The sequence below is a fragment of the Methermicoccus shengliensis DSM 18856 genome (genome assembly GCF_000711905.1).
In the GTDB taxonomy this organism is placed as follows: domain Archaea; phylum Halobacteriota; class Methanosarcinia; order DSM-18856; family Methermicoccaceae; genus Methermicoccus; species Methermicoccus shengliensis.
In genome coordinates, this window is the sequence record NZ_JONQ01000008.1 from 25,256 (window position 1) to 45,690 (window position 20,435).

At 57.8% G+C, this 20,435-nt stretch carries 20 protein-coding genes; 11 read left to right on the forward strand and 9 right to left on the reverse strand.

Annotated features, from left to right (window positions below; translation table 11 throughout):
- Nucleotides 1–54: 54 nt before the first annotated feature.
- From BP07_RS02270 to BP07_RS02310, 9 genes are all read right to left on the reverse strand, one after another.
- A complete protein-coding gene (locus BP07_RS02270; protein WP_042685143.1) occupies nt 55–1,401 on the reverse strand; it encodes an MATE family efflux transporter in 1,347 nt (448 codons plus the stop codon).
- A gap of 7 nt (nt 1,402–1,408) precedes the next feature.
- The gene (locus BP07_RS02275) at nt 1,409–2,047 is read right to left on the reverse strand and encodes an MBL fold metallo-hydrolase (protein ID WP_042685144.1); all 639 of its coding nucleotides are present in this window, start codon (nt 2,045–2,047) and stop codon (nt 1,409–1,411) included.
- Between the two features lie 23 nt (nt 2,048–2,070).
- Entirely contained in the window at nt 2,071–5,298 is a 3,228-nt protein-coding gene (gene carB, locus BP07_RS02280; RefSeq protein ID WP_042685145.1) for a carbamoyl-phosphate synthase large subunit, read from the reverse strand.
- Nucleotides 5,298–6,371 carry a glutamine-hydrolyzing carbamoyl-phosphate synthase small subunit gene (carA, locus tag BP07_RS02285; RefSeq protein ID WP_042685147.1) on the reverse strand — a complete coding sequence of 358 codons (1,074 nt, stop codon included), beginning with the start codon at nt 6,369–6,371 and terminating at the stop codon, nt 5,298–5,300. The genes carB and carA overlap by 1 nt, the downstream gene beginning before the upstream one ends.
- Before the next feature lie 174 nt (nt 6,372–6,545).
- Nucleotides 6,546–7,748, reverse strand: a complete 1,203-nt coding sequence (coaBC, locus tag BP07_RS02290) for a bifunctional phosphopantothenoylcysteine decarboxylase/phosphopantothenate--cysteine ligase CoaBC (RefSeq protein WP_042685150.1) — start codon at nt 7,746–7,748, stop codon at nt 6,546–6,548.
- Nucleotides 7,732–8,949 (reverse strand): HD domain-containing protein, encoded by a 1,218-nt coding sequence (locus tag BP07_RS02295; protein ID WP_042685154.1) that lies wholly within the window; start codon nt 8,947–8,949, stop codon nt 7,732–7,734. The genes coaBC and BP07_RS02295 overlap by 17 nt, the downstream gene beginning before the upstream one ends.
- Before the next feature lie 24 nt (nt 8,950–8,973).
- A complete protein-coding gene (locus tag BP07_RS02300) occupies nt 8,974–9,210 on the reverse strand; it encodes a histone family protein (protein ID WP_042685157.1) in 237 nt (78 codons plus the stop codon).
- Between the two features lie 208 nt (nt 9,211–9,418).
- Nucleotides 9,419–10,054, reverse strand: a complete 636-nt coding sequence (pdo, locus tag BP07_RS02305; protein ID WP_052353168.1) for a protein disulfide oxidoreductase — start codon at nt 10,052–10,054, stop codon at nt 9,419–9,421.
- A gap of 33 nt (nt 10,055–10,087) precedes the next feature.
- Nucleotides 10,088–10,666 (reverse strand): L-threonylcarbamoyladenylate synthase, encoded by a 579-nt coding sequence (locus tag BP07_RS02310; protein ID WP_042685160.1) that lies wholly within the window; start codon nt 10,664–10,666, stop codon nt 10,088–10,090.
- 89 nt (nt 10,667–10,755) lie between these two features.
- Here BP07_RS02310 and BP07_RS02315 point away from each other — a divergent pair, with 89 nt between their 5' ends.
- The 11 genes from BP07_RS02315 (at nt 10,756) to BP07_RS02365 (ending at nt 20,212) form a co-directional block, all read left to right on the forward strand.
- A complete protein-coding gene (locus BP07_RS02315) occupies nt 10,756–11,331 on the forward strand; it encodes an FmdE family protein (protein ID WP_042685162.1) in 576 nt (191 codons plus the stop codon).
- Nucleotides 11,332–11,357: 26 nt separating this feature from the next.
- The gene (locus tag BP07_RS02320; protein ID WP_084174096.1) at nt 11,358–12,380 is read left to right on the forward strand and encodes a 4Fe-4S binding protein; all 1,023 of its coding nucleotides are present in this window, start codon (nt 11,358–11,360) and stop codon (nt 12,378–12,380) included.
- Nucleotides 12,380–14,134 (forward strand): formylmethanofuran dehydrogenase subunit A, encoded by a 1,755-nt coding sequence (locus BP07_RS02325; protein WP_042685167.1) that lies wholly within the window; start codon nt 12,380–12,382, stop codon nt 14,132–14,134. Before BP07_RS02320 ends, BP07_RS02325 begins: the two co-directional genes overlap by 1 nt.
- Nucleotides 14,135–14,138: 4 nt before the next feature.
- Entirely contained in the window at nt 14,139–14,948 is an 810-nt protein-coding gene (locus BP07_RS02330) for a formylmethanofuran dehydrogenase subunit C (RefSeq protein WP_042685814.1), read from the forward strand.
- 10 nt (nt 14,949–14,958) lie between these two features.
- A complete protein-coding gene (locus BP07_RS02335) occupies nt 14,959–15,348 on the forward strand; it encodes a molybdopterin dinucleotide binding domain-containing protein (RefSeq protein WP_042685170.1) in 390 nt (129 codons plus the stop codon).
- A 1-nt stretch (nt 15,349) separates the two neighbouring features.
- Entirely contained in the window at nt 15,350–16,651 is a 1,302-nt protein-coding gene (locus tag BP07_RS02340; protein ID WP_042685817.1) for a formylmethanofuran dehydrogenase subunit B, read from the forward strand.
- A 42-nt stretch (nt 16,652–16,693) separates the two neighbouring features.
- On the forward strand, nt 16,694–17,482 hold the full coding sequence (fdhD, locus tag BP07_RS02345) for a formate dehydrogenase accessory sulfurtransferase FdhD (RefSeq protein ID WP_042685175.1): 789 nt from the start codon (nt 16,694–16,696) through the stop codon (nt 17,480–17,482).
- Nucleotides 17,483–17,512: 30 nt separating this feature from the next.
- A complete protein-coding gene (locus BP07_RS02350; RefSeq protein WP_042685177.1) occupies nt 17,513–18,196 on the forward strand; it encodes a diphthine--ammonia ligase in 684 nt (227 codons plus the stop codon).
- A gap of 1 nt (nt 18,197) precedes the next feature.
- Entirely contained in the window at nt 18,198–19,007 is an 810-nt protein-coding gene (gene pheA / locus BP07_RS02355) for a prephenate dehydratase (protein WP_042685180.1), read from the forward strand.
- Nucleotides 19,008–19,027: 20 nt separating this feature from the next.
- Entirely contained in the window at nt 19,028–19,792 is a 765-nt protein-coding gene (locus BP07_RS02360; RefSeq protein WP_042685182.1) for a sulfite exporter TauE/SafE family protein, read from the forward strand.
- A 129-nt stretch (nt 19,793–19,921) separates the two neighbouring features.
- Nucleotides 19,922–20,212 carry a nucleotidyltransferase family protein gene (locus tag BP07_RS02365; protein ID WP_042685185.1) on the forward strand — a complete coding sequence of 97 codons (291 nt, stop codon included), beginning with the start codon at nt 19,922–19,924 and terminating at the stop codon, nt 20,210–20,212.
- Nucleotides 20,213–20,435: the final 223 nt, after the last annotated feature.

Here is a 20,435-nt window from a genome sequence, read left to right on the forward strand (position 1 = left end):
CATTGACCCCATATACACTTCAATTTCCAACATAAAACTTTATTGTTGGGGCAGCTAAATGTGCTTTTGTTTCCATCTTCCACGCTTGAACACATACAGCATTATCACGCTCTGCACCATCGCAGCCACCACGATGGACACCCACAGCCCCTTTACCCCAACCACCCTGGGAAGCAAAAGAGCAAGGGGAACTTGGAACACAATGAGGCTTATGGCAGTACTCACCAGTGGTGGTGTGGTGTCCCCGGCACCATTCAGCGACATGGCGAGCACCATACCATACGCCATGAACACATAGGAAAACACGACCACCCTCACATACTCCGTGCCCATGGCTATCACCTCTGGGCTGGTGGTGAACACGGAGATGATCTGGGGGGCTACCACATAGAACAGCGCACCAACTCCACATAGTATGAGGGCGCATATCTTTGCCGCACTCATGGCAGTCGCCTCTGCCCTCTCTGGCTGTCTTGCTCCAAGGTTCTGTCCCACGAGGGTGGAGGAAGCTGAGGCGAGCCCGAACACAGGCATGAGCACAACGGAGTCTATCCTCATTCCCACGCCATAGGTTGCGATGGCCACGGTGCCGTACATCGCCACGATGGTAATGAACAGCACACCTGCACTGCTTCTGATGATGAGGTTCACTGATGCGGGAATGCCTATCTCCACGATTTTTCTCATGATGGAAAGCTCGATTCTGAGCCCATCGAGCCTGATACCCACATACGTCATTCCGCTCACGAGTATGTAGAGCCCCACGAGCAAAAACACACCCCTCGACAGCACTGTGGCAAGGGCAGCACCCTCGACCCCGAGGGCTGGAACGCCCAGCAGCCCGAATATCAGCACGGGGTCGAGCCCCATGTTGAGCACATTGGAGAGGGCAATGATTTTCATGGGCGTCTTGGCATCTCCCGCTCCCTGCATGATACCCATCACCAAAAACAGCAGAATCACCGTGACTATCCCCAAAAACATGATGTTGAGGTAGCTCTGTGCGAGCACGAGCGTCTCGCCCCTTGCCCCTATGAGCATGAGTATCCGTCTCGAGCTCAACATACCCAGTACCGCAAGAACGCCAGAGACGATAATACCGAGCATCACGGACTGTGCAGCCACCCTGTCCGCTTTTAGTCTGTCCCCTGCACCTATCGCCCTCGACACCATTGCTGTGGTGCCCACCGACACACCAGTGGTGGCCGCCATGATGACGAACAGCACACTGCCCGAGAGGGAGACGGCGGCGATTGCCTCTGGGCCCAGCCTGCCCACGAATATCATGTCCACGATGCCGAACATCGTCTGGAGCACGTTGCCCACCATCATGGGAAGCGCGAGCTTCCACAGGTTGCGCATGATGCTTCCACTCACGAGGTCTGGCACTCTCTCGTGCATGCAAACCTCATCTGAGCACCGAGCGGGCAATCTGGTATGCCAGCTTTATGTGCTCGAACGCCCGCTCCTCCACACTCCTTCCATGACCGGGATACAGCCTGCGCACATCGAGCCTCGAGAGCCGCTCGAGAGTGCGCAGGAGGTCGTGGCAGCTTCCGCCCGGAAGGTCGCACCTCCCAAAGCCGCCATCCGCATACACCGTGTCTCCAGAAAAGAGCGATGCACTCTCCCGCTCAAGCAGGCATATGCTTCCCCGGGTGTGCCCCGGGGTGGAGAGCACCTCGAGAACGGCATCTCCTGCCTGTACCTCATCTCCCTCTGAGAGCACCACGTCTGGCGTTATGTGGGGGGGCACGCCCCCAAACCAGCCAGCCACAGAGTATGTGGGGTCGGCAAGGTGCTGGGCATCGTGCTCTCCCATGGCCACGAGGGCACCCGTGTGTTCCACAATCTCCTGAACAGCTGCAGTGTGGTCGAAATGAGCATGGGTGAGCACCACCATCCTCAGCGCTGTGCTGCGCCCCTCGAGATATTCCAGCACACGCTCCAGCACACGCTGGGCATCCATACCCGCATCTATGAGCACATCATCAACGAGATACACGTTGGAGCCTGCGCCAAGGGGTGGTATGTGCTCGACCAGCATGCAGAGTGCATTATGCGGGCAGGCTAAAAGCTTTTGCCTCCCTCATCTGAATGGTACTTGGTGATGGGCTCTACCGAGTATCTTCCTTGCTTTACAGCGAGGATTGCTCTGGCAGCGGCCTTGGCGGCCTGTATGGTGGTGATGTATGGGAAGTCCATATCCACCGCAGCCCTTCTCATCTCATAGCCATCCTTTCTCGAAAGCTTGCTCGTGGGCGTGTTAATCACGAGCTGTACCTTGCCCTCCCGCATCATGTCCACCACATTGGGACTGCCCTCGGACACCTTCTCCAGCACCTCGACCTCGAGCCCCCTCTCCTTAAGATAGCGCGCCGTGCCCTTGGTGGCGAGCAGCTTCAGCCCTGCCTTGCTGAGCATCCTCGCCACATCCACCACCTCTGGCTTGTCCTCGTCCCTCACCGAGAGGAACACGCTGCCCTCGAGGGGCAGGGGGTTGCCAGCCGCAAGCTCTGCCTTGTAGAAGGCGATGCCGAAGTCGTAGTCCACACCCATCACCTCCCCCGTGCTCCGCATCTCGGGGCTCAGGATGGTGTCTGCCCCTGGGAGCTTGTCAAAGGGCAGCACCACCTCCTTTACCGAGATGCACCTTGCCTCTATATCTCCCACGAGCCCCATCTCCTCGAGGGTGTGTCCCAGCATCACCTTTGCCGCTATCTTGGCGAGCGGCACACCCACCGCCTTGGACACATAGGGAATGGTGCGGCTGCTTCTCGGGTTTGCCTCGAGGACGTACACCCTGTCCTCCTCGGGCTTGTATGCCATCTGGATGTTAATGATGCCCACAACACGGAGGGCAAGGGCTATTGCCCTCACATAGCGCTTCACCGTGTCCACCACATGCTGGGGCAGCGTCTGGGGAGGAATCACACACGCAGAGTCTCCAGAGTGTATTCCCGCCTCCTCGATGTGCTCCATGATGGCACCGATGAGCACGTCCTTTCCATCGCACACCGCATCCACATCTATCTCGACCGCATCTGCGAGAAACTTGTCGATGAGAATGGGGTGTCTGGGTGATACCCTCACTGCCTCGTCGATGTAACGCTCGAGGTCGCTCTCATCGTACACGATCTCCATCGCCCTTCCACCCAATACGTAAGAGGGTCGCACGAGCACGGGGTAGCCTATGGAGGCAGCCACTGCAAGAGCCTCCTCCCTCGACATCGCCATACCAGCATCTGGCTGGGGTATGCCCAGCGAGGCAAGGAGGGCATTGAAGCGCTTCCTGTCCTCTGCCATGTCTATGCTGTCTGGGGAGGTGCCGAGAATTCTGGTGGGGATGTGCGGGAGACGAGAGAGCTCCTCTGCGAGGGGCACCGCGAGGTTCACCGATGTCTGCCCACCGAACTGCACCATCACGCCATAGGGCTTCTCCCTCTCGATGACGTTCATCACGTCCTCGAGGGTGAGGGGCTCGAAGAACAGCTTGTCCGAGGTGTCGTAGTCCGTGGACACCGTCTCGGGGTTGTTGTTTATGATGTGGGTCTCTATCCCCTCCTCCCTGAGGGCAGACACGGCGTGCACCGTGCAGTAGTCGAACTCGATTCCCTGACCTATGCGAATGGGGCCCGAGCCCAAAATCAGCACCTTCTTTCTGTCCGAGGGTGCACTCTCGCACTCGTCCTCGTACGAAGAGTAGTAATAGGGGGTGGCTGCCTCAAACTCGGCGGCACACGTGTCCACCATCTTGTATGTGGGAATGATGCCATACGTTGTGCGAAGGGCATGCACCTCCTCTCTGGAGATGCCAACCAGACGGGCGATGCGCTCATCGGTGAAGCCCATCTGCTTCGCCTTTCTGAGCAGCTCCTTCGTGAGCTTCTTTGCACCCCTAAGGCGCTCATCCATCCTGCGGATGTTCTCTATCTTCTGGATGAAGAACGGGTCGATGCCAGATAGCCTCGCTATCTCCTCCACGGAGTAGCCAAGCTCTAAAGCCCTGTATATCGCGAACAGCCTCTCGTGCGTGGGGGTGATGAGCAGCTTCCTCACCTCGTCGGCATCGATGTCAAAGTCGCCAAGCTCCCTTCCGATGTCCAGCGAGCGCACAGCCTTCATGAGCGCCTCCTCTATCGTGCGCCCTATCGCCATCACCTCTCCCGTGCTCTTCATCGAGGTGGTCAGCGTGTGGTCCGCGGTGGTGAACTTGTCGAAGGGCCATCTTGGAATCTTGACCACGGTGTAGTCTATCGTGGGCTCGAACGAGGCAGGGGTCTTCTTGGTCACGTCATTGACAATCTCGTCGAGTGTGAGCCCGATGGCAATCTTCGCGCTCACCCTCGCTATCGGGTAGCCCGTGGCCTTGGATGCGAGCGCAGACGAGCGCGACACTCTCGGGTTCACCTCGATGACGGCATACTCTCCATTCCTCACGGCAAACTGAATGTTGCACCCTCCCTCGATTTTCAGAGCCCTTATGATCTTGAGGGCTGCGCTTCGCAGCATCTGATGCTCCTCATCGGTGAGCGTCTGGGAGGGAGTGACCACGATGGAATCTCCCGTGTGTATGCCCATGGGGTCGATGTTCTCCATGTTGCACACCGTTATGCACGTGTCCTTGGCATCCCGCATCACCTCGTACTCGAACTCCTTCCATCCGAGCACGCTCTCCTCCACGAGCACCTGATGGATTCTGGAGCGCTTGAGCCCCCCCTCCACGATGTCAATCAGCTCCTGCCTGTTCTTTGCGATGCCACCCCCAGCTCCCCCGAGGGTGTACGCTGGACGGATGATTAGGGGAAATCCGAGGGTGTCCACGAGCTCCAGCGCCTCCTCCACAGAACTCACTGCCCTGCTCCTTGGCACGGGCTCGCCTATGGACTGCATGGTGTCCCTGAACAGCTGCCTGTCCTCGCTCCTCTGGATGGCATCGAGGGGCGTGCCCAGCATCCTCACATCGTACCTATCCAGCACGCCCCGCTCGGCGAGTGCTGCCGTGATATTGAGCCCAGTCTGCCCACCGAGCCCTGCGATGATGCCATCTGGTCTCTCCTTGGCTATGATGCGCTCCACAGTATCCGGAGTCAAGGGCTCTATGTACACCACGTCCGCCATCTCGGGGTCAGTCATTATGGTGGCTGGGTTGGAGTTCACCAGCACCACCCTCACACCCTCCTCACGCAGCGAGCGGCACGCCTGACTTCCAGAAAAGTCGAACTCCGCAGCCTGACCTATCACGATGGGGCCCGAGCCTATGAGCAGCACGCTGTCCACATCCTCTCGCCTCGGCATCAGCGCGCCACCTCCTTCACGACCTCGTCAAAGAACGCCCCCTCTGTATCGTAGGGGCCAGGGCACGCCTCTGGATGGAACTGCACGCCCCTTATCTGAAGATAGCGACTCTCCACCCCCTCCACCGTGTCGTCGTTGAGGTTTATGTGGGTGATGGCAAGCTCCGTGTCCTCTGCGGAGTGCGCATCCACCGCAAAGCCATGGTTCTGGGATGTGATGTACACAGAGCCCGTGCGCACATCCTTCACAGGCTGGTTGGCGCCCCTGTGCCCGAACTTGAGCTTGTACGTCCTTGCCCCAAGCGCCAGCGATATGATTTGGTGTCCAAAGCATATCCCATATATGGGCAGGGTGCCAGCAAGCTCCCTCACCACCTCGATGGCGTGCACAGCCCTTGCTGGGTCACCAGGACCATTGGACACCAGGAGGGCATCTGGCTTGTGTGCCATGATTTCATCCGCGCGCGTGCCGTATGGAAACACGTCCACACAGCATCCCCGCTTTACAAGGTTGTCGAGCATGCTCTGCTTTATACCAAGGTCGAGCACCGCAAACTTTGGACCCTTGCCCTCTATACGGTAGGGCTCACTACACGTTACCTTGGGGACGAGGTCTATATCAGATATGTCCGGATGTGCTCTTGCAAGCTCCACTGCCCTTTCACCATCGCTGCTGCCAGCAAGGATGCAGCACCTCAGTGTGCCACGACTTCGAAGCTTGATGGTGAGGGCACGGGTGTCCACCCCATACAGCGCTATCTTTCCCTCCTGCTCGAATAGCTCGCCAAGGCTCATCCTCGATTGATAGTGGCTCGGTGTAGTGCACAGCTCGTGCACCACCATCGCCTCCACCTGCACATGCTCTGACTGGAACCTTCGCCTGCTAACACCGTAGTTGCCTATGAGAGGATAGGTGAACATGAGCACCTGACCTCTGTATGAGGGGTCAGTTAGCGCCTCCTCGTATCCTGTGTACTGTGTGGTGAACACCAGCTCACCGCACACCACCCCTTCCGCCCCAGCAGATGAGGCGTGCACCACCGTCCCATCCTCTATTCCCAGCACAGCCTCCATGCACATCCCCACAGGGAGAGAGGGGTTAAAAAGATTGTGGATGTTTTATTTAAGCCTTCGAAGATACCCCACCACGGGGAAACAAGTTGAACTCCCGCACGAGGTCTAACGCCTCATCTCTGTACACGCCCTCCTCGGCGAGATTCTGGAGATTCATCTATGAGGGCGAGCCTTTTATGGTCTCGCTCCACCTCTCCTGCCCCCCAGAATCCTCACAATCTCATTCACTATCTCATACGCTATTTCGTCCTTTTGCCCCTCCACCACCCTCACCCTCGTGCCCTCTGAAACGATGAGCACACGGTTATCGACTGTGCCCATGCCACCCCTGGCGATGTCGTTGGCCACCACCATCGCCAATTCATTCTCCTCCATGAACTCCCTTGCCCTCTGCTCGAGCTGTGCATCGTCCACGCCCGCCTCTGCCTTGAACCCCACGACCAGCGCATCTGGAGCCGCTCGCCTTACGGCACGCAGCACCTTGGGCGTTGGCTCGAGCTTCATGCTCATGTCATTCACTCCAGAGGGCACCTTTCCCTCCACCCGCACTGGAGAGTAGTCCGAGACGGCCGCCGAGGCGATGAAGATGTCGCACCCTTTCTCACACTCCTCGATGCACGCCTCGAGCATGTCCCTGCTCGTGAGCACGCTCCGCTGCTCGAGTGCCGGACAGTGCATCTCGCCGGCGTGCACGAGCACCACCTCAGCCCCCCGTCTGTAGAGCTCGAGCGCTATCTCCCTTCCCGTCCTGCCAGACGCCCTGCTCGTGAGCACCCTCACGGCATCCCATGGCTCGGCAGTGGCGCCAGCAGTCACGACTGCCCGCATGCCAGAGAGCTCTCCACTGCCACATGCCCTCTCCACCTCGAGCACGATGTGCTCGGTGGATGCTATCTTTGCCCTGCCCTCCTCCATCCTTGGACCCACGATGACCACTCCCACCCCCTTCAGCGCTTCCAGACTTTCTCTCACGAAGGGGTGGGTATACATGGACTCGTGCATCGCTGGAGCTATGAGGACTGGCATGTGGGCGAGGGCAGTGGTGGCAAACGTGCTCACGGGTGTGTCGTCAATGCCATGGGCGATTTTTGATATGGTGTTCGAGGTGGCAGGGGCAATCAGCAGCACGTCAGCCTCCCCTCCTATGCCGCACCAGCGTACATGCTCCACATCACCCGTGATCTCCGTTATCACATCGTTCCCACATGCATACTGAAGGGCATGTGGGTGAACGATTTTTCGGGCAGCCTCACTCATCACGGGAACCACCCTCGCCCCTCTCCTTCGCAGTGCGTGGGCGATGTCCACACACCTCACCGCTGCGATGCTCCCGCACACTCCGAGCACCACAGTCCTCCCCTCAAGCGTTCTTCTCATGTCCTGCCTCCATGTCGAGCGTGCACTGGCTCGTCTGAGAGATACCAAGTATGCTACGTGCTGCCCTTGCCACCCTTTCCACGTGCTCCTCTGGGCAGAACACCCCCAGCCTCCAGCTTTTCGCATGGGCAGCACCGAGCACCCTCACCACCTCGGACACCTGCTCCAGCCTCTTAAGCTCACCACCACACTCCACGAGCGTCTTCATCTCCTCCATCTCTGGCATGGGTGGAATGTCCACCAGCACCTCGTGCTTTTCCACCCCCGCCTCCTGTGCAATCTGTGTGGCCAGCCTATCCTTCCTGCCCAAAAGCTCTAAGGAGCACTCAATGGCATCCATGCCCACATACACGGCTCTCTTGTACAGCCTTCTACCCTTTATGCGAGCCACCATCTCGGACGCCAGCTCGTCCTCCGAGCTTGCGAGTAACTGAAAAAGCTCCCAGTCATCCATCATCCGAATGGCAGAGGGTTTTGCACACCCAGAGGAAAGCAATGACTCGATTCCAGCCCCGAGCATGCACTCTGCTATTCTCGAGACGTGGTGGAGATACACCGTCGGGTACATCAGAAACCTCGAGACGAGCAGAGACTCGGCGGCGTGCACACCCCCTTCGAGCAGCACTGCCTTCCCCCCCTTGAGGGTGAGCTGGTGAAGCAGGTGCTGCACATCCACCAGCCCATAAGCCACGCCCGTGTAGTGGGCATCCCTCACCAAGTAGTCCATCCGGTCGACATCGATCTCGCTGGACAGCAGCCTCCCAAGCTCTGTGTTGCCCCGCGCCAGCCTTCCCACCTCACCGAGGGAGAGACCCACCTCACCGAGCATCTCCTCGAGCTCAGTCGCCCTCATGATGTGTTCTATATTGGTATGGATGAGTCCATCGAACGTGCACAGCACTCGCTCTGTCGTGTGAGACATGGGGGGATGTCCCACATCGTGTAGCAGGGCTGCCAGCCTGAATGTCCTGAGCTCATCTTGGGGGATGGATGCTCCCATGAGGGAGCACAGCACGCTCGCGAGGTGGTATGTGCCAAGGGAGTGCTCGAACCTCGTGTGGTTGGCACCCGGATATACAAGAGAGCAGAAGCCCAGCTGGGCCACCCTCCGCAGTCTCTGCATCTGGGGTGTGTCCAGCAACCTTAGGGCATCATTCTCCACATGAATGTGCCCGTGCACTGCATCCCTTATTATGCGCATTCTGCCAGCATTCTGCCAGCGGGCTTACCGCCTTCCTCTGTACACCCTTTCGTATGCCAGCTCGATGTCCTCTCCCTTCACTGTCTTTCTCTTGGCATGCCTTGCCAGCTTTATCGCCTCGAGGGCTATCTCTCTGCCATAGCTCTCGAGAATGTCGGCGAGGGCTTCCTTCCCGGCCTTGCTCACCCTCACGTTGCCAGCACCCGCATCTCTAATCAGCCTCTCTACTGGAGCGCTCGGAATAATCCTCTTTTTCGTCAAGAAAGACACCTCCTGCCAATCTCTGACAAAACATACTCTTTACGCCATCCTATTAAATATTTACCCTTATTCCCTCTTCCAGAACTGCCACCACCTATTCTCTGGCTTTGGAGCAAGCGCCTGAAGCTGCTCGATACTCTATCTCTGCATCCTGTTCAAAAACTCGGTCAGATTCTTGAGCGAGGAGTTTAGCGTCTCCATCTGCCCTCTACAGCATCTCCAGCTTCTTTACCACATCCAGAACATCTGCCCGGCCAACAAACTCCAGCTTCTCGTTTATCACCGTCTTGGGCACCCCCCATATGGAGTACCTCTGGAGGTAGTAGGGAAACTCGAGCACATCTATCATGTCAGAGGTTATGTGCTCGCTCGCCACTGCCAGCCTGTGGGCAAGCTTCACCATCTCGGGACAGTTGGGACACGTGGGGGCGGTGAACACCTGAATATGCACGGGCTCTCTCAGCTTTTCCAGCACCTCAAGCACCTCTTCTGGGAACTCCACCCTCCCCCTCCCCCTCGACACGCTCACTATCGCATCCAGCAGCGCATCGAGTTCGTATCCCGAGGGTACACCGAAGAACCTCACCCCATACTCCCTCTCACCGTGCACCAGTGTGGCTGGAATCTTGTCCACCTTCAGCCTCTCTGCCTCCTTCCCGTCCTCAACAAAGTCGAGCACTCGAAGGCTCACCCTGTCTGAAAGGGAGCACACGTCCTGAACCATCTCCCTTGCTTCCCCACAGTGGGCGCACTCCGTCTCCTGAGTGAACATCGTTATCCTCACTGGAGCCTCGATGGCAGAGAGCCTCTCAGCCACCATATTTCTGGTCTTCGTGTCCAGCATACAATAGGGTGTGCAATATTTATATATAAGTCTTTATAGGAGCTGACCCAGCACCCGCTCTGCTGCATTGACGCCAGCACCCCTCCTCAGTATCCTGAGGGTGCCCACCTCGATCACCGTCGAGGGCTCTTCATACTCGCACCTTCCCCTTATCAGAATGTCCACGTCCAGCTCCACATCGCTCCAGTGCACGGGAGGGGCCTCACCAGAGCGGTTGGCGCTCGTGGAGGTGATGGGCTCGCCCAGCCTCTCGATGAGGGAGAGAGCTGTGGTGCTGGAGGGGTATCTCACCCCCACGAGCGCCCCACCTCCGGTGAGCTCTGGAGGGACTGTGTGCCTTCTTGGCAGCACGAACGTGTATGGTCCGGGGGCAAGTCTCTCGATGAGCCTTCGTGCCATGGAGTCGAGGTGCACATAGCGTGCCATCATGTCCAGCGAGCTCACCGCCATGGAGATGGGCTTTGTCCTCTCCCTTCCCTTGAGTGAGAACACCCTCTCGATGGCAGCTCTCTGCAGCCTTGCCCCAAGCCCATACACGGTCTCGGTGGGATATGCCACCACACCACCCTTCCTCAGCACCTCGACCGCCCTCTCTATTTCGTCCTGCTTCATCAAAACCCCCCAATAGCGATAATTTTATAACACACACGACCAACACCTATTAACCCTTTGGATGATGGGTCCAGACGAGAGGTCTTCCCATGGACGAGGTCATAAGAAAGATTACCGACCCAGAGCTGCTTTTTGAGATAGAGAAGGTAGTTCCCTTCCATGGATATCTCAGCACGGGGGCGTTCATAGGTATCCAGATGTTAAGAATCGCAAAGAGGGTGCTGGATGTGCGCGATGGGGAGCGCATATATGTGACGTGCGAGACATACAACTGCCTTCCAGACCCCTTCCAGATTCTCGCCGGAGCCACGATAGGAAACAAGAGACTCAAGATAAAGGACTGCGGCAAGATGGCTGTGGTGGTGAACAAGCGTGCCCCGGAGGGGGCGAGCCGTGTGCAGGGCGTGAGGATAGTGCTCGACCCAGAAAAGACCGCACGGTATCCAAGGCTGCATGCATGGTATATGAACACCGAGAAGGTGCCCCACGAGGAGGCGGTCTCTGACCTGATAGATGCCGGGGAGAGCGTGTACAGCTGGAAATGGGTGGAGGTACAGGTGCCACAAAAGCGAAAAAAGCACATAGTGCTGTGCGAGCGCTGTGGCGAGAGCTTCGTGCAGCAGGAGGATGAGGTACTGTGCTGCGCATGCAGAGCAGAGTCATGATGAGTCATGATTATGGAGAGGATGGGATGAGAGAGGTAGTGTTTGAATCAAAGGACGACCAGCAGCTGGTCTATCTTCCAGACAAGTGCATAGGCTGTGGAACGTGCGTGATTGTGTGCCCCAAGGGCTCTCTCGTGATAGGCTCTGTGGGAGCGGTGGCGCGGGGACTCATCGAGAAGGACTTCATAGAAAAGGGGGCAGAATGCATCCTGTGCACCATGTGTGCCAAGGTGTGCCCCACTGGCGCCCTCGAGATAAGAAAGGAGGGCGAGGTGATGAGGGACGACTCCCATCTCAGCGGTGCCATAAAGCCCACTGTGGTGGACGAAAGATGCGTGCACTGTGGGCTGTGTGAGAGTGTGTGCCCCCAGAGCTGCATCACCGTGGAGCAGTGGCTGGCGAACGATGGCAGTGCCCGTGTGGATGGTAAAACGACAATAGACCACGAGTGCTGCGTGCACTGTGGCTGGTGCGCTGCGGTGTGCCCAGTGGATGCGATAACGGTGGAAAAGCCCTTTGCTGGCGAGCTGTCCATAGACGACGATGTGTGTCAGGCATGCCGCACGTGTGTGGATGTGTGTCCGTGCAACGCCCTGTTCAACAAGGAGTGGAAGGCGGGCGAGATAGTGGAGAAGGTGAGCCATCGCCCAGATGTGTGCATATACTGTGGCGCTTGCGCTGTGGCATGCCCTGTGGGAGCGATTACCGTGAAGAAGAGCGCCATAGTGCCCGAGATGAAGCGAAAGCAGGCGTTCGAGAAGAAGCTGGTGAACGTGCCTGCCCCACGGCCCACGCTCACCTCGGTGCTCAGGACGGACGAGGAGGCGTGCCTTGGGTGTGGCAACTGTGTTATCGTGTGCCCCGTGAACGCCCTCTCAGACCCGTACCTTGCCGCAGGACACCTCAACGAGCTGGATGAAAAGCCCATGCTCGAGGTGAGAAACGGCACAGTGAAAGTGGTAAATCAGGATGCGTGTGGCTCTGACGGCACATGTGCCATGATATGCCCAGTGGATGCAATATGGCTTGAGAGAAGGGAGGTGTCATGATGGCGGGAACAGTGGTAATCAAGAATGGATATGTGTTCGACCCCCTGAACGAGGTCAACGGGGAAATGATGGACATCTTCATCAAGGACGGAAAGGTGGTCGAGGAGCTCTCTGGCACCGAGATGAAGGATGCCAAGGTAATCGATGCTCATGGAAAGACCGTGATGCCCGGGGGCGTGGACTCCCACTCCCATGTGGCTGGGGCAAAGGTGAACAAGGGCAGGCTGATGCGTCCAGAGGACCACTACCGATGGACGAGAGAGAAGACCGACATCACTCATGGGGGATGTGGGTACACCGTGCCCTCGGTGTACCTGCAGGGTTACGAGTATGCCACGATGGGCTACACCACCGTGTTCGAGGCTGCGATGCCCCCACTCGAGGCACGCCACACCCACGAGGAGATGCGCTCAACTCCCATACTGGACATGGGGGCATACCTCGTGCTGGGCAACAACTGGTTCGTGATGCGCTACCTCAAGGAGGGGGACATCGAGAGGGCTGCTGCATACGTGGCATGGATGATGAGAACGCACAAGGCGTACGGAATCAAGTGCGTCAACCCGGCTGGCGTGGAGAACTGGGGATGGGCAAAGAACGTGAGCTCACTGGACGAGGCAAACATACACTTCGAAATCACACCAAGAGAGGTGATTCACGGGCTCGCAGAGGTGAACGAGATGCTGGGACTGCCCATGTCCCTGCACCTGCATGGGAACAACCTCGGACATCCCGGATGCTGGGAAATCACGAGGGACTCGCTCGCAATACCGAGTGATGTGAAGCCCAGCTGCAACGTGGACGTGGAAAGAGCAGAGACCAAGATGGACTCCAATCGCTTCCAGACGGTGTACCTCGCCCATGCCCAGTTCAACAGCTTTGGGGGCACATCGTGGAGGGACTTCGAGTCTGGAGCAAAGGGCGTGATAGACTACGTGAACAAGGCGGACCACGTGGTGATAGACAACGGAGCAGTACCCTTTGGACAAGCCACCGTGATGACTGGGGATGGCCCAGCGATACACGACCTGTACGTGCTCACCGGAAACAAGTGGTCAAACACGGATGTGGAGCTGGAGTGTGGCTCTGGCGTGCTGCCGTTCACGTATCTCAAGAGCAACCCAGTGCACAGCGTGCAGTGGGCAATGGGTCTTGAGCTGCTGCTCATGGTGAATGACCCATGGAAGACCATCCTGACCACCGACCACCCCAACGGGGGACCGTTCGTGAAGTACCCACAGGTGATTGCGTGGCTCATGTCGAAAAAGGCAAGGGAGCAGACATTTTCCGAGTGCCACAAGTGGGCACATGACCGCAGCGAGCTTGCGAGCGTCGAGCGGGAGATGACGCTTCAAGAAATAGCCATCCTCACGAGGGCAAACCCCGCAAGGACAATCGGGATGGCACACAGGAAGGGACATCTTGGAATAGGCGCCGACGGAGACGTGGCGATATACGACATCGACCCCACGAGGCTGAACAGAAACGAGTACACCAAAATCGTGCAGGGCTTCCAGCAGGCAGAGTACACCATAAAGGACGGTGAGGTGATTGCCCACAGGGGCGAGGTGGTGGCAGTGCCAGAGGGAAGGACGTACTACTCCGACGTGAGTGTGAGCGACGAGATGGACAGGGAGATGCTGAAGGATGTGAGGGAATGGTTCAAGTACTACACCGTGGGCTTTGCCAACTACCCTGTCCCAGAGAAGTATCTCACAAAGCCAACGCCCATAAAGGTAGATGCAGGAAGGTGAGAGAATGAGTGAGATTGTGCTTACACCAAAGGGTAGCATCGACATCATGGTGGAAGCTGAGGTCATCACTCCTGATGCGTTTGCTGGAAAGAGTGTACACGAGATAGAGGCTCTGAAGGTGTGGCAGGGACCAAGGCAGCTTCCACTCTCCGAGTTCTTCGATGTGGAGGGCTCTGCGGGCACCACTGCCGAGGAGACCACCATCGTCATCACGGGAGATGTGCCCAGAGTGAAGCTCATCGGAGCTGGCATGAGCGCTGGCAATGTGATTGTGGAGGGCTCCGCGGGCATGCACGTGGGCTCCAACATGAAGGGCGGCAGCATCCTCGTGAAGAGAGATGCGGGCTCGTGGGCAGGCATGGAGATGAAGGGGGGTGTGCTCCACATACTGGGCAACGCCCAGGATCACGTGGGCTGTGCGTACAGGGGCAGCTGGCATGGGATGACGGGTGGACGCATCGTCATCGAGGGCAATGCGGGAAGCCAGCTCGGCGGCGGCATGTGCGGAGGAGAAATCATCGTGAACGGCGATGTGGAGAACTTCTGCGCCATCCGCCAGAGCGGTGGCCTCATCGTGGTAAGGGGCGATGCGGTGCGCGCCGCTGGAGCCGAGATGACGGGTGGCACACTGGTGGTGTGTGGACACATCATGCAGTTTCTGCCAGGATTCGAGCATCAGGGGACGGAGCACGACCTCACCATGGGCGATGTGGAGTGTGCTGGAGAGTTCATGAAGTTCGTGGGCGACTATGCCATCAGCAAGAGGCCCAAGGGAGTGCTGTACGTCTCGAGAGAGGCAAACGAGGGCCTGTGAGGTGGTGTGGATGGAGGCCATACTGAACACGGGAAGCACGATAGATGAGGGCAGGCTCGCCAAAGGGGGAGACAAGCTCACACCCGAGTACACAAAGGAATGTGCGGTGTGCTGGATTAACCCAGAGGACTTTGCAGCACTGGGCTCTCCTGAGAAGGTGAAGGTGAGCACCTTGGATGGTGAGCACGAGGTGGTGGTGTATGCGAGATGCGATGACGCCGTCATGCCGGGAAACGTGTTCATACCAAGGGGAATATGGGCGAACGTGGTGGTGAGTCCACAGACGTTCTCCACGGGCTCGCCCCTGTACAAGGGCCATCCCGTCATCGTGGAGCCCACGGACGAGGAGGTGCTCAGTGCGGAGGAGATAGTGCTCAAGGTGTATGCAGGAGGAAGATGATATGGTGTTCAAGAACATAATATGCCCGGTGTGCGGAGCCTCGTGCGATGACGTGCAGGTGGAGTTCGAAAATGGCAAGATTACGGTCAAGAATGCGTGCAAGATGGGCAATGCCAAGTTTCAGGAGGTCGTGAGCCCCCACCGAATAAGGGAGCCCCTCATAAAGGAGAACGGCACATTCCGAAGGGCGGAATGGGATGAAGCACTCACCAAGGCTGCCGAGATTCTGGCCTCTGCCAAGCGCCCCCTGCTGTTCATGGGCAGCGAGACCTCGTGTGAGGCAATGGAGGTGGGGCTGCACATCGGCGAGTATCTCGGAGGCGTGGTGGACTCCAATGCCACGATATGCCATGGCCCCACGGCGATGGGCATACAGGAGGCTGGAAAGGTCGGGGCAACGGCGGGCCAGAAGAAGCTCAGGAGCGACCTTGCAGTGTACTGGGGATGCAACCCCTTGGAGTCCATGCCCAGACACATGTCGAGGTATGGCGTGTTTCCAAGGGGATACTGGACGAGACGTGGACGGTTTGACAGGACCATCATAACGGTGGACCCAAGAAGGACGCCCACCGCGGAGGCATCAGACCTCCACGTGCAGCTCAACCCCAACACCGACTACGAGCTGCTCTCTGCCCTGCTCACCATACTGCACGGAAAGGATCCACATCCCTCTGTGGAGGACATCACTGGGGTGCCCATACCCATCATGGAGCAGATGGTGGACATGATGAAGAGCTGCAAGTTCGGCTCCATATACGTGGGGCTGGGCATAGCCTCCTCGTATGGGAAGCACAGAAACGCGGAGATGGCGATGACGCTGACCAAGGAGCTCAACAACTTCACGAAGTTTGCCATCGGGGCGCTCAGGGGGCACTGCAATGTGGCAGGGTTCAACCAGATTGCCTCCTACCTGTACGGCTACCCATTCGGGCTCGACTTTGGAAGAGGATACCCAAGATACAACCCCGGGGAGTTCACCACCGTTGACGTGCTGAGGGAGAGGGATGTGGACGCGGCGCTGGTGCTCTCCGCAGACCTCGTATCCCACCTTCCAGCCACGTGCGCCAAGTACCTTGCCGAGATTCCGATGGTGTGCATAGACATCGCCCCGTGCCCGACCACGCTCGCCTCGGATGTGGTGCTGCCGGGCGTAATCGATGCGATGGAGTGCGATGGCACGTTCTACCGTCTGGACGATGTGCCCATCTACTTCAGACCATTCACCAGCTCTCCATTCGAGTTCACGCAGAGCAATGAGCACACGCTAAAACAGCTGTTCGAGAAAATCAAGCAGCTCGTGTGAAAAATGGGAGAAGACTGGCACGCAAATCGGACAGGGGGGTGGGTGAGCTACTGGAGGGAGGAGCCCCACGACCCCTCGGCTCCTTACCTGCCCACACAATGCATCGAGCTCTCAGACCACGGTGCCTCTGAACTCGAGGTGGACGTGGTGCTGGAGCAGAGCATTGGGCTGGTGCTCAACGACCGCCCCATCGCCACTCTCCTCGCCCTTCCAAGAGAGCTCACCGAGCTTGGGGTTGGGTTTCTGCTGTGTGAGGGGCTGCTCGACGATGTGGACGAGCTGCGCTCCATCAGCGTGAAAGATGACACCATAGAGTGCAGAGCAGCGCTGAAAGATGAGGATGTCGAGCTGTGGATGGAGATTCGAAGCTCGGGCTGCATAGGCATACGTTCCTCATGGGAGGGGATTGAGCCCATATCCTCGGAAGTCGAGGTCAGCAGGAAGCTGATGCTGGACGTGGTGGAGCAGCTGAGGGAGCGGGCAACGCTGTGGAGGAGGACGGGAGGCACCCACTCCTCGCTTGTGTGCACCCCAGAGGGAGATGTGGTGGCGTTCTGCGAGGACGTTAGCAGGGCGTGCTCTGTGGACAAGGCGATAGGCACTGCCGTGCTCTCGAGTGCCGACCTCTCAGAGTGTGCTCTCATCACCACCGGAAGGCTCTCTGGAGGCATGGTGGCAAAGGCAGCACGGGCAGGGGTGCCCATCGTGGTGAGCAAGGCAGCCCCCCTGAGCACCGGGGTGGAGCTTGCAAGAGCTCTCGGGATGACGCTCGTGGCGTTTGCGAGGGGGTCCAACCTGTACGTGTATGCTGGCTCCCAGAGGGTAGTATGAGGGTGGCAGCGGTATGAGGGTGGCAGCGGTATGAGGGTGGCAGCGCTCGCCTCTGGGGGCAAGGACTCCTCCTACGCCATGTACAGCGTGCTTCAGGAGGGGCACGACATCACGGCACTCGTGGCGATGGTTCCACCCTCTCCAGAGTCGTACATGTATCATCATCCCAACATCCACCTCATGCCCCTGTATGCAAGGGCGTGTGGCATTCCGCTCGTGATGGAGCCCACGTGCGGAGAGAAGGAAAGGGAGCTGGACGACCTCGCAAGGGTGCTCGCAACGCTCGATGTGGACGCTGTGTGCACTGGCGCCGTTGCCTCTGTGTATCAGAAGAGCCGCATCGAGCGGGTGTGCGACGAGCTGGGGCTCGAGGTGCTCTCCCCGCTCTGGGGATGTGAGCCTGCGGATACACTGCTCGAGATGGTGCAGCGCATGAGCATCCTCATCGTGCGAGTGGCGGCAATGGGTCTCGACAGCAGATGGCTTGGACGCATGCTCGATGTGGAGTGTGCCCAAGAGCTCATCTCGCTCTCCAGCAGATATGGTGTGCACCCAATGGGTGAGGGTGGTGAGTACGAGACGCTGGTGCTCGATGCCCCCTTCTTCTCCAAGCGGCTAAAGGTCGTGGATGCACACGCCACGTGGGAGCGGGACAGCGGAGCGTACATCGTGGACGGGGCAACACTCGAGGAGAAAACACTCGAGGAGAAGTAGCATGAGGACTGGTGTGCTGGGACCCGTGGGCTCGTTTTCCCATGCTGCCGCCATGAGGACAAGACCAGACGGCACACTTGTGTTCTTCGAGACCATCTCCGATGTGTTCGAGGCAGTGGAGAGGGGAGAGGTGGATGAGGGCATCGTGCCCATGGAGAACTCTCTCGAGGGTTCTGTGGGAGAGACTCTGGATTGTCTGCTCTCCCATCGGGTGTATATGGTGGGGGAATACGTGCTCGAGGTGCGCCATAACCTGCTCTCCCTTGCCCCCACGCTCGAGGATGTTCGTACGGTGCTGTCCCACCCACAGGCGCTCGCCCAGTGCAGGGGGTTTCTCAGGCGTCTGGGGGGTGTGAAGGTGGTCGCCACCTCCTCGACATCAGAAGCGGCACGTATGGCGGCTCTCGACCCCTCGGCAGCAGCCATCGCCTCGGTGGAGGCTGCCGCCCATTACGGGCTGAAAGTGCTCATGAGCGACATACAGGACGATGAGAGCCACACGAGATTCGTGAGCATAGCAAAAAAACCCCTGAGGGAGGTGCATGGACCAGCCAAGACCTCGATAGCCCTGTTTCTCAAAAGGGACAGACCCGGAGCCCTCTACGAGATACTGGGCGAGTTTGCAAAAAGGAGTATCAACCTCACGAGAATTGAGTCGAGAACGAGAAGGCGGGCTCTGGGCGAGTACTACTTCTTCATCGACCTCGAGGGACAGCTTGGCGATTGCAGGGTGAGGGATGCGCTGAGCGCCATAGCAGAGTGCACCGATGTCATGCATGTACTGGGCTCGTACCCAGCGTTTAGGGCATAGGGGGCTTTGGTGTGGAGCCAATGATGACGTTTGCCCTTGGCATGGTCATGGGCATCATCATTGCCATGACCTCAGTGGGGGGTGGTATTATCATGGTGCCCATACTGCTACATGCTGGCATCGGTGCGGTGTATGCCATAGGCGCCAACTTCTTCTTTGTTCTCACTGTCAAGTCCATCTCTGCCATAAAGTACTATCGAATGGGCGAGGTCGACATACACTCACTGAAGCCCATGCTGGCATCTGCAGGCATTGGACTCGTGAGTGGATTATGTTTTCTCTGGTGGCTCACCACGTACTATCCCGGTGATGTGGTGGAGAGTGCAATTGTGGGATTGCTGACCATTGCCATCCTGCTGTCAGCTGGAATGTATGCAGGCAACGAGCTCGCACATCTTTCTCAAAGGGTGGGTAGAGGAAAGTGGCTTGTGACACTCTCGGGGCTGCTGACGGGGTTTATCACCCAGACCACCTCGGTGGGCAGCGGGGTGTTCACGCTCATGATGCTGAGCAGGCACTTTGAAAGCCCCCACAAGCTCATAGGCACCAACATGGTGTTTTCCCTGGTAATCATGCTGGTGGCAGCCATCGGCTACCTGTCTGTGGGAAAAGTGGATGTCCTCCTTACGATGATGCTCATTGGTGGGGGTGCACCCGGCATGATGCTCGGATGGCGGATGAGTCAAAGACTCACTGAGCGCCAGCACAGGGCAGTGCTCACGCTGACGATTGGCCTCTCTGTATTACTGATGCTGATGAAGGTGCTCGGGAAGGTGCTCGGGTGAAAAGCAGGATGGATTGCACTCGGAATGAGTATATACGTAATGCAGATATAATTACAATTCGGGATGATACATGCAAGTATATGAACGAGTTGTCCGAAATTGGGGGCGACGGGCTTAGGGGGCGAAAGGATGAAACTTGAGGAGGTTATTCGGAAGATCAAACATAATGAGAAAATGCTGAACGAGAGGTTCAAAATTAAGAGTATTGGGATTTTCGGCTCTCTTGCACGAGAGGAAGAGGTCGTCAATGACATTGACATAATAGTTGAATTCTCGGAGCCCGTAGGCTGGGAGATTGTTGATCTGAAGGAGTTTCTCGAAGATCTCTTGGGCATGAGAGTGGATGTCTTAACGAAGAAGGCTGTGATGAGCAAGCCCTCGCTCTGGAAATCCATTGAAGGAGAGGTCGTGTATGTCTAAGAGGAGTCCTTTGCTCTTCATTCAGGACATGCTTGAAGCCATTGAGAAGATCGAGAGATACACGCGATGATCCGAGATTTAAGTATGGCATACCACCGGACAACAACGGGAACTTTGCCTGGATTCAGCAGGTGTTATATGCCGGAGTGTAAAAATTGTGCCCCTCGCCCGCAACTCTCCGCTTCGCTTCGGTGCTATCGCATGGACGACAGCAGGTATGCAG

Excerpts from the sequence above, each read along its gene's own strand:
- BP07_RS02270 (WP_042685143.1), bottom strand. The coding sequence starts at position 1,401 with ATGCACGAGAGAGTGCCAGACCTCGTGAGTGGAAGCATCATGCGCAAC.
- BP07_RS02275 (WP_042685144.1), bottom strand. The coding sequence starts at position 2,047 with ATGCTGGTCGAGCACATACCACCCCTTGGCGCAGGCTCCAACGTGTAT.
- carB (WP_042685145.1), bottom strand. The coding sequence starts at position 5,298 with ATGCCGAGGCGAGAGGATGTGGACAGCGTGCTGCTCATAGGCTCGGGC.
- carA (WP_042685147.1), bottom strand. The coding sequence starts at position 6,371 with ATGGAGGCTGTGCTGGGAATAGAGGATGGGACGGTGGTGCACGCCTCA.
- coaBC (WP_042685150.1), bottom strand. The coding sequence starts at position 7,748 with ATGAGAAGAACGCTTGAGGGGAGGACTGTGGTGCTCGGAGTGTGCGGG.
- BP07_RS02295 (WP_042685154.1), bottom strand. The coding sequence starts at position 8,949 with ATGCGCATAATAAGGGATGCAGTGCACGGGCACATTCATGTGGAGAAT.
- pdo (WP_052353168.1), bottom strand. The coding sequence starts at position 10,054 with ATGCTGGACACGAAGACCAGAAATATGGTGGCTGAGAGGCTCTCTGCC.
- BP07_RS02310 (WP_042685160.1), bottom strand. The coding sequence starts at position 10,666 with ATGAAGCAGGACGAAATAGAGAGGGCGGTCGAGGTGCTGAGGAAGGGT.
- BP07_RS02315 (WP_042685162.1), top strand. The coding sequence starts at position 10,756 with ATGGACGAGGTCATAAGAAAGATTACCGACCCAGAGCTGCTTTTTGAG.
- BP07_RS02320 (WP_084174096.1), top strand. The coding sequence starts at position 11,358 with ATGAGAGAGGTAGTGTTTGAATCAAAGGACGACCAGCAGCTGGTCTAT.
- BP07_RS02325 (WP_042685167.1), top strand. The coding sequence starts at position 12,380 with ATGGCGGGAACAGTGGTAATCAAGAATGGATATGTGTTCGACCCCCTG.
- BP07_RS02330 (WP_042685814.1), top strand. The coding sequence starts at position 14,139 with ATGAGTGAGATTGTGCTTACACCAAAGGGTAGCATCGACATCATGGTG.
- BP07_RS02335 (WP_042685170.1), top strand. The coding sequence starts at position 14,959 with ATGGAGGCCATACTGAACACGGGAAGCACGATAGATGAGGGCAGGCTC.
- BP07_RS02340 (WP_042685817.1), top strand. The coding sequence starts at position 15,350 with ATGGTGTTCAAGAACATAATATGCCCGGTGTGCGGAGCCTCGTGCGAT.
- BP07_RS02350 (WP_042685177.1), top strand. The coding sequence starts at position 17,513 with ATGAGGGTGGCAGCGCTCGCCTCTGGGGGCAAGGACTCCTCCTACGCC.
- pheA (WP_042685180.1), top strand. The coding sequence starts at position 18,198 with ATGAGGACTGGTGTGCTGGGACCCGTGGGCTCGTTTTCCCATGCTGCC.
- BP07_RS02360 (WP_042685182.1), top strand. The coding sequence starts at position 19,028 with ATGATGACGTTTGCCCTTGGCATGGTCATGGGCATCATCATTGCCATG.
- BP07_RS02365 (WP_042685185.1), top strand. The coding sequence starts at position 19,922 with ATGAAACTTGAGGAGGTTATTCGGAAGATCAAACATAATGAGAAAATG.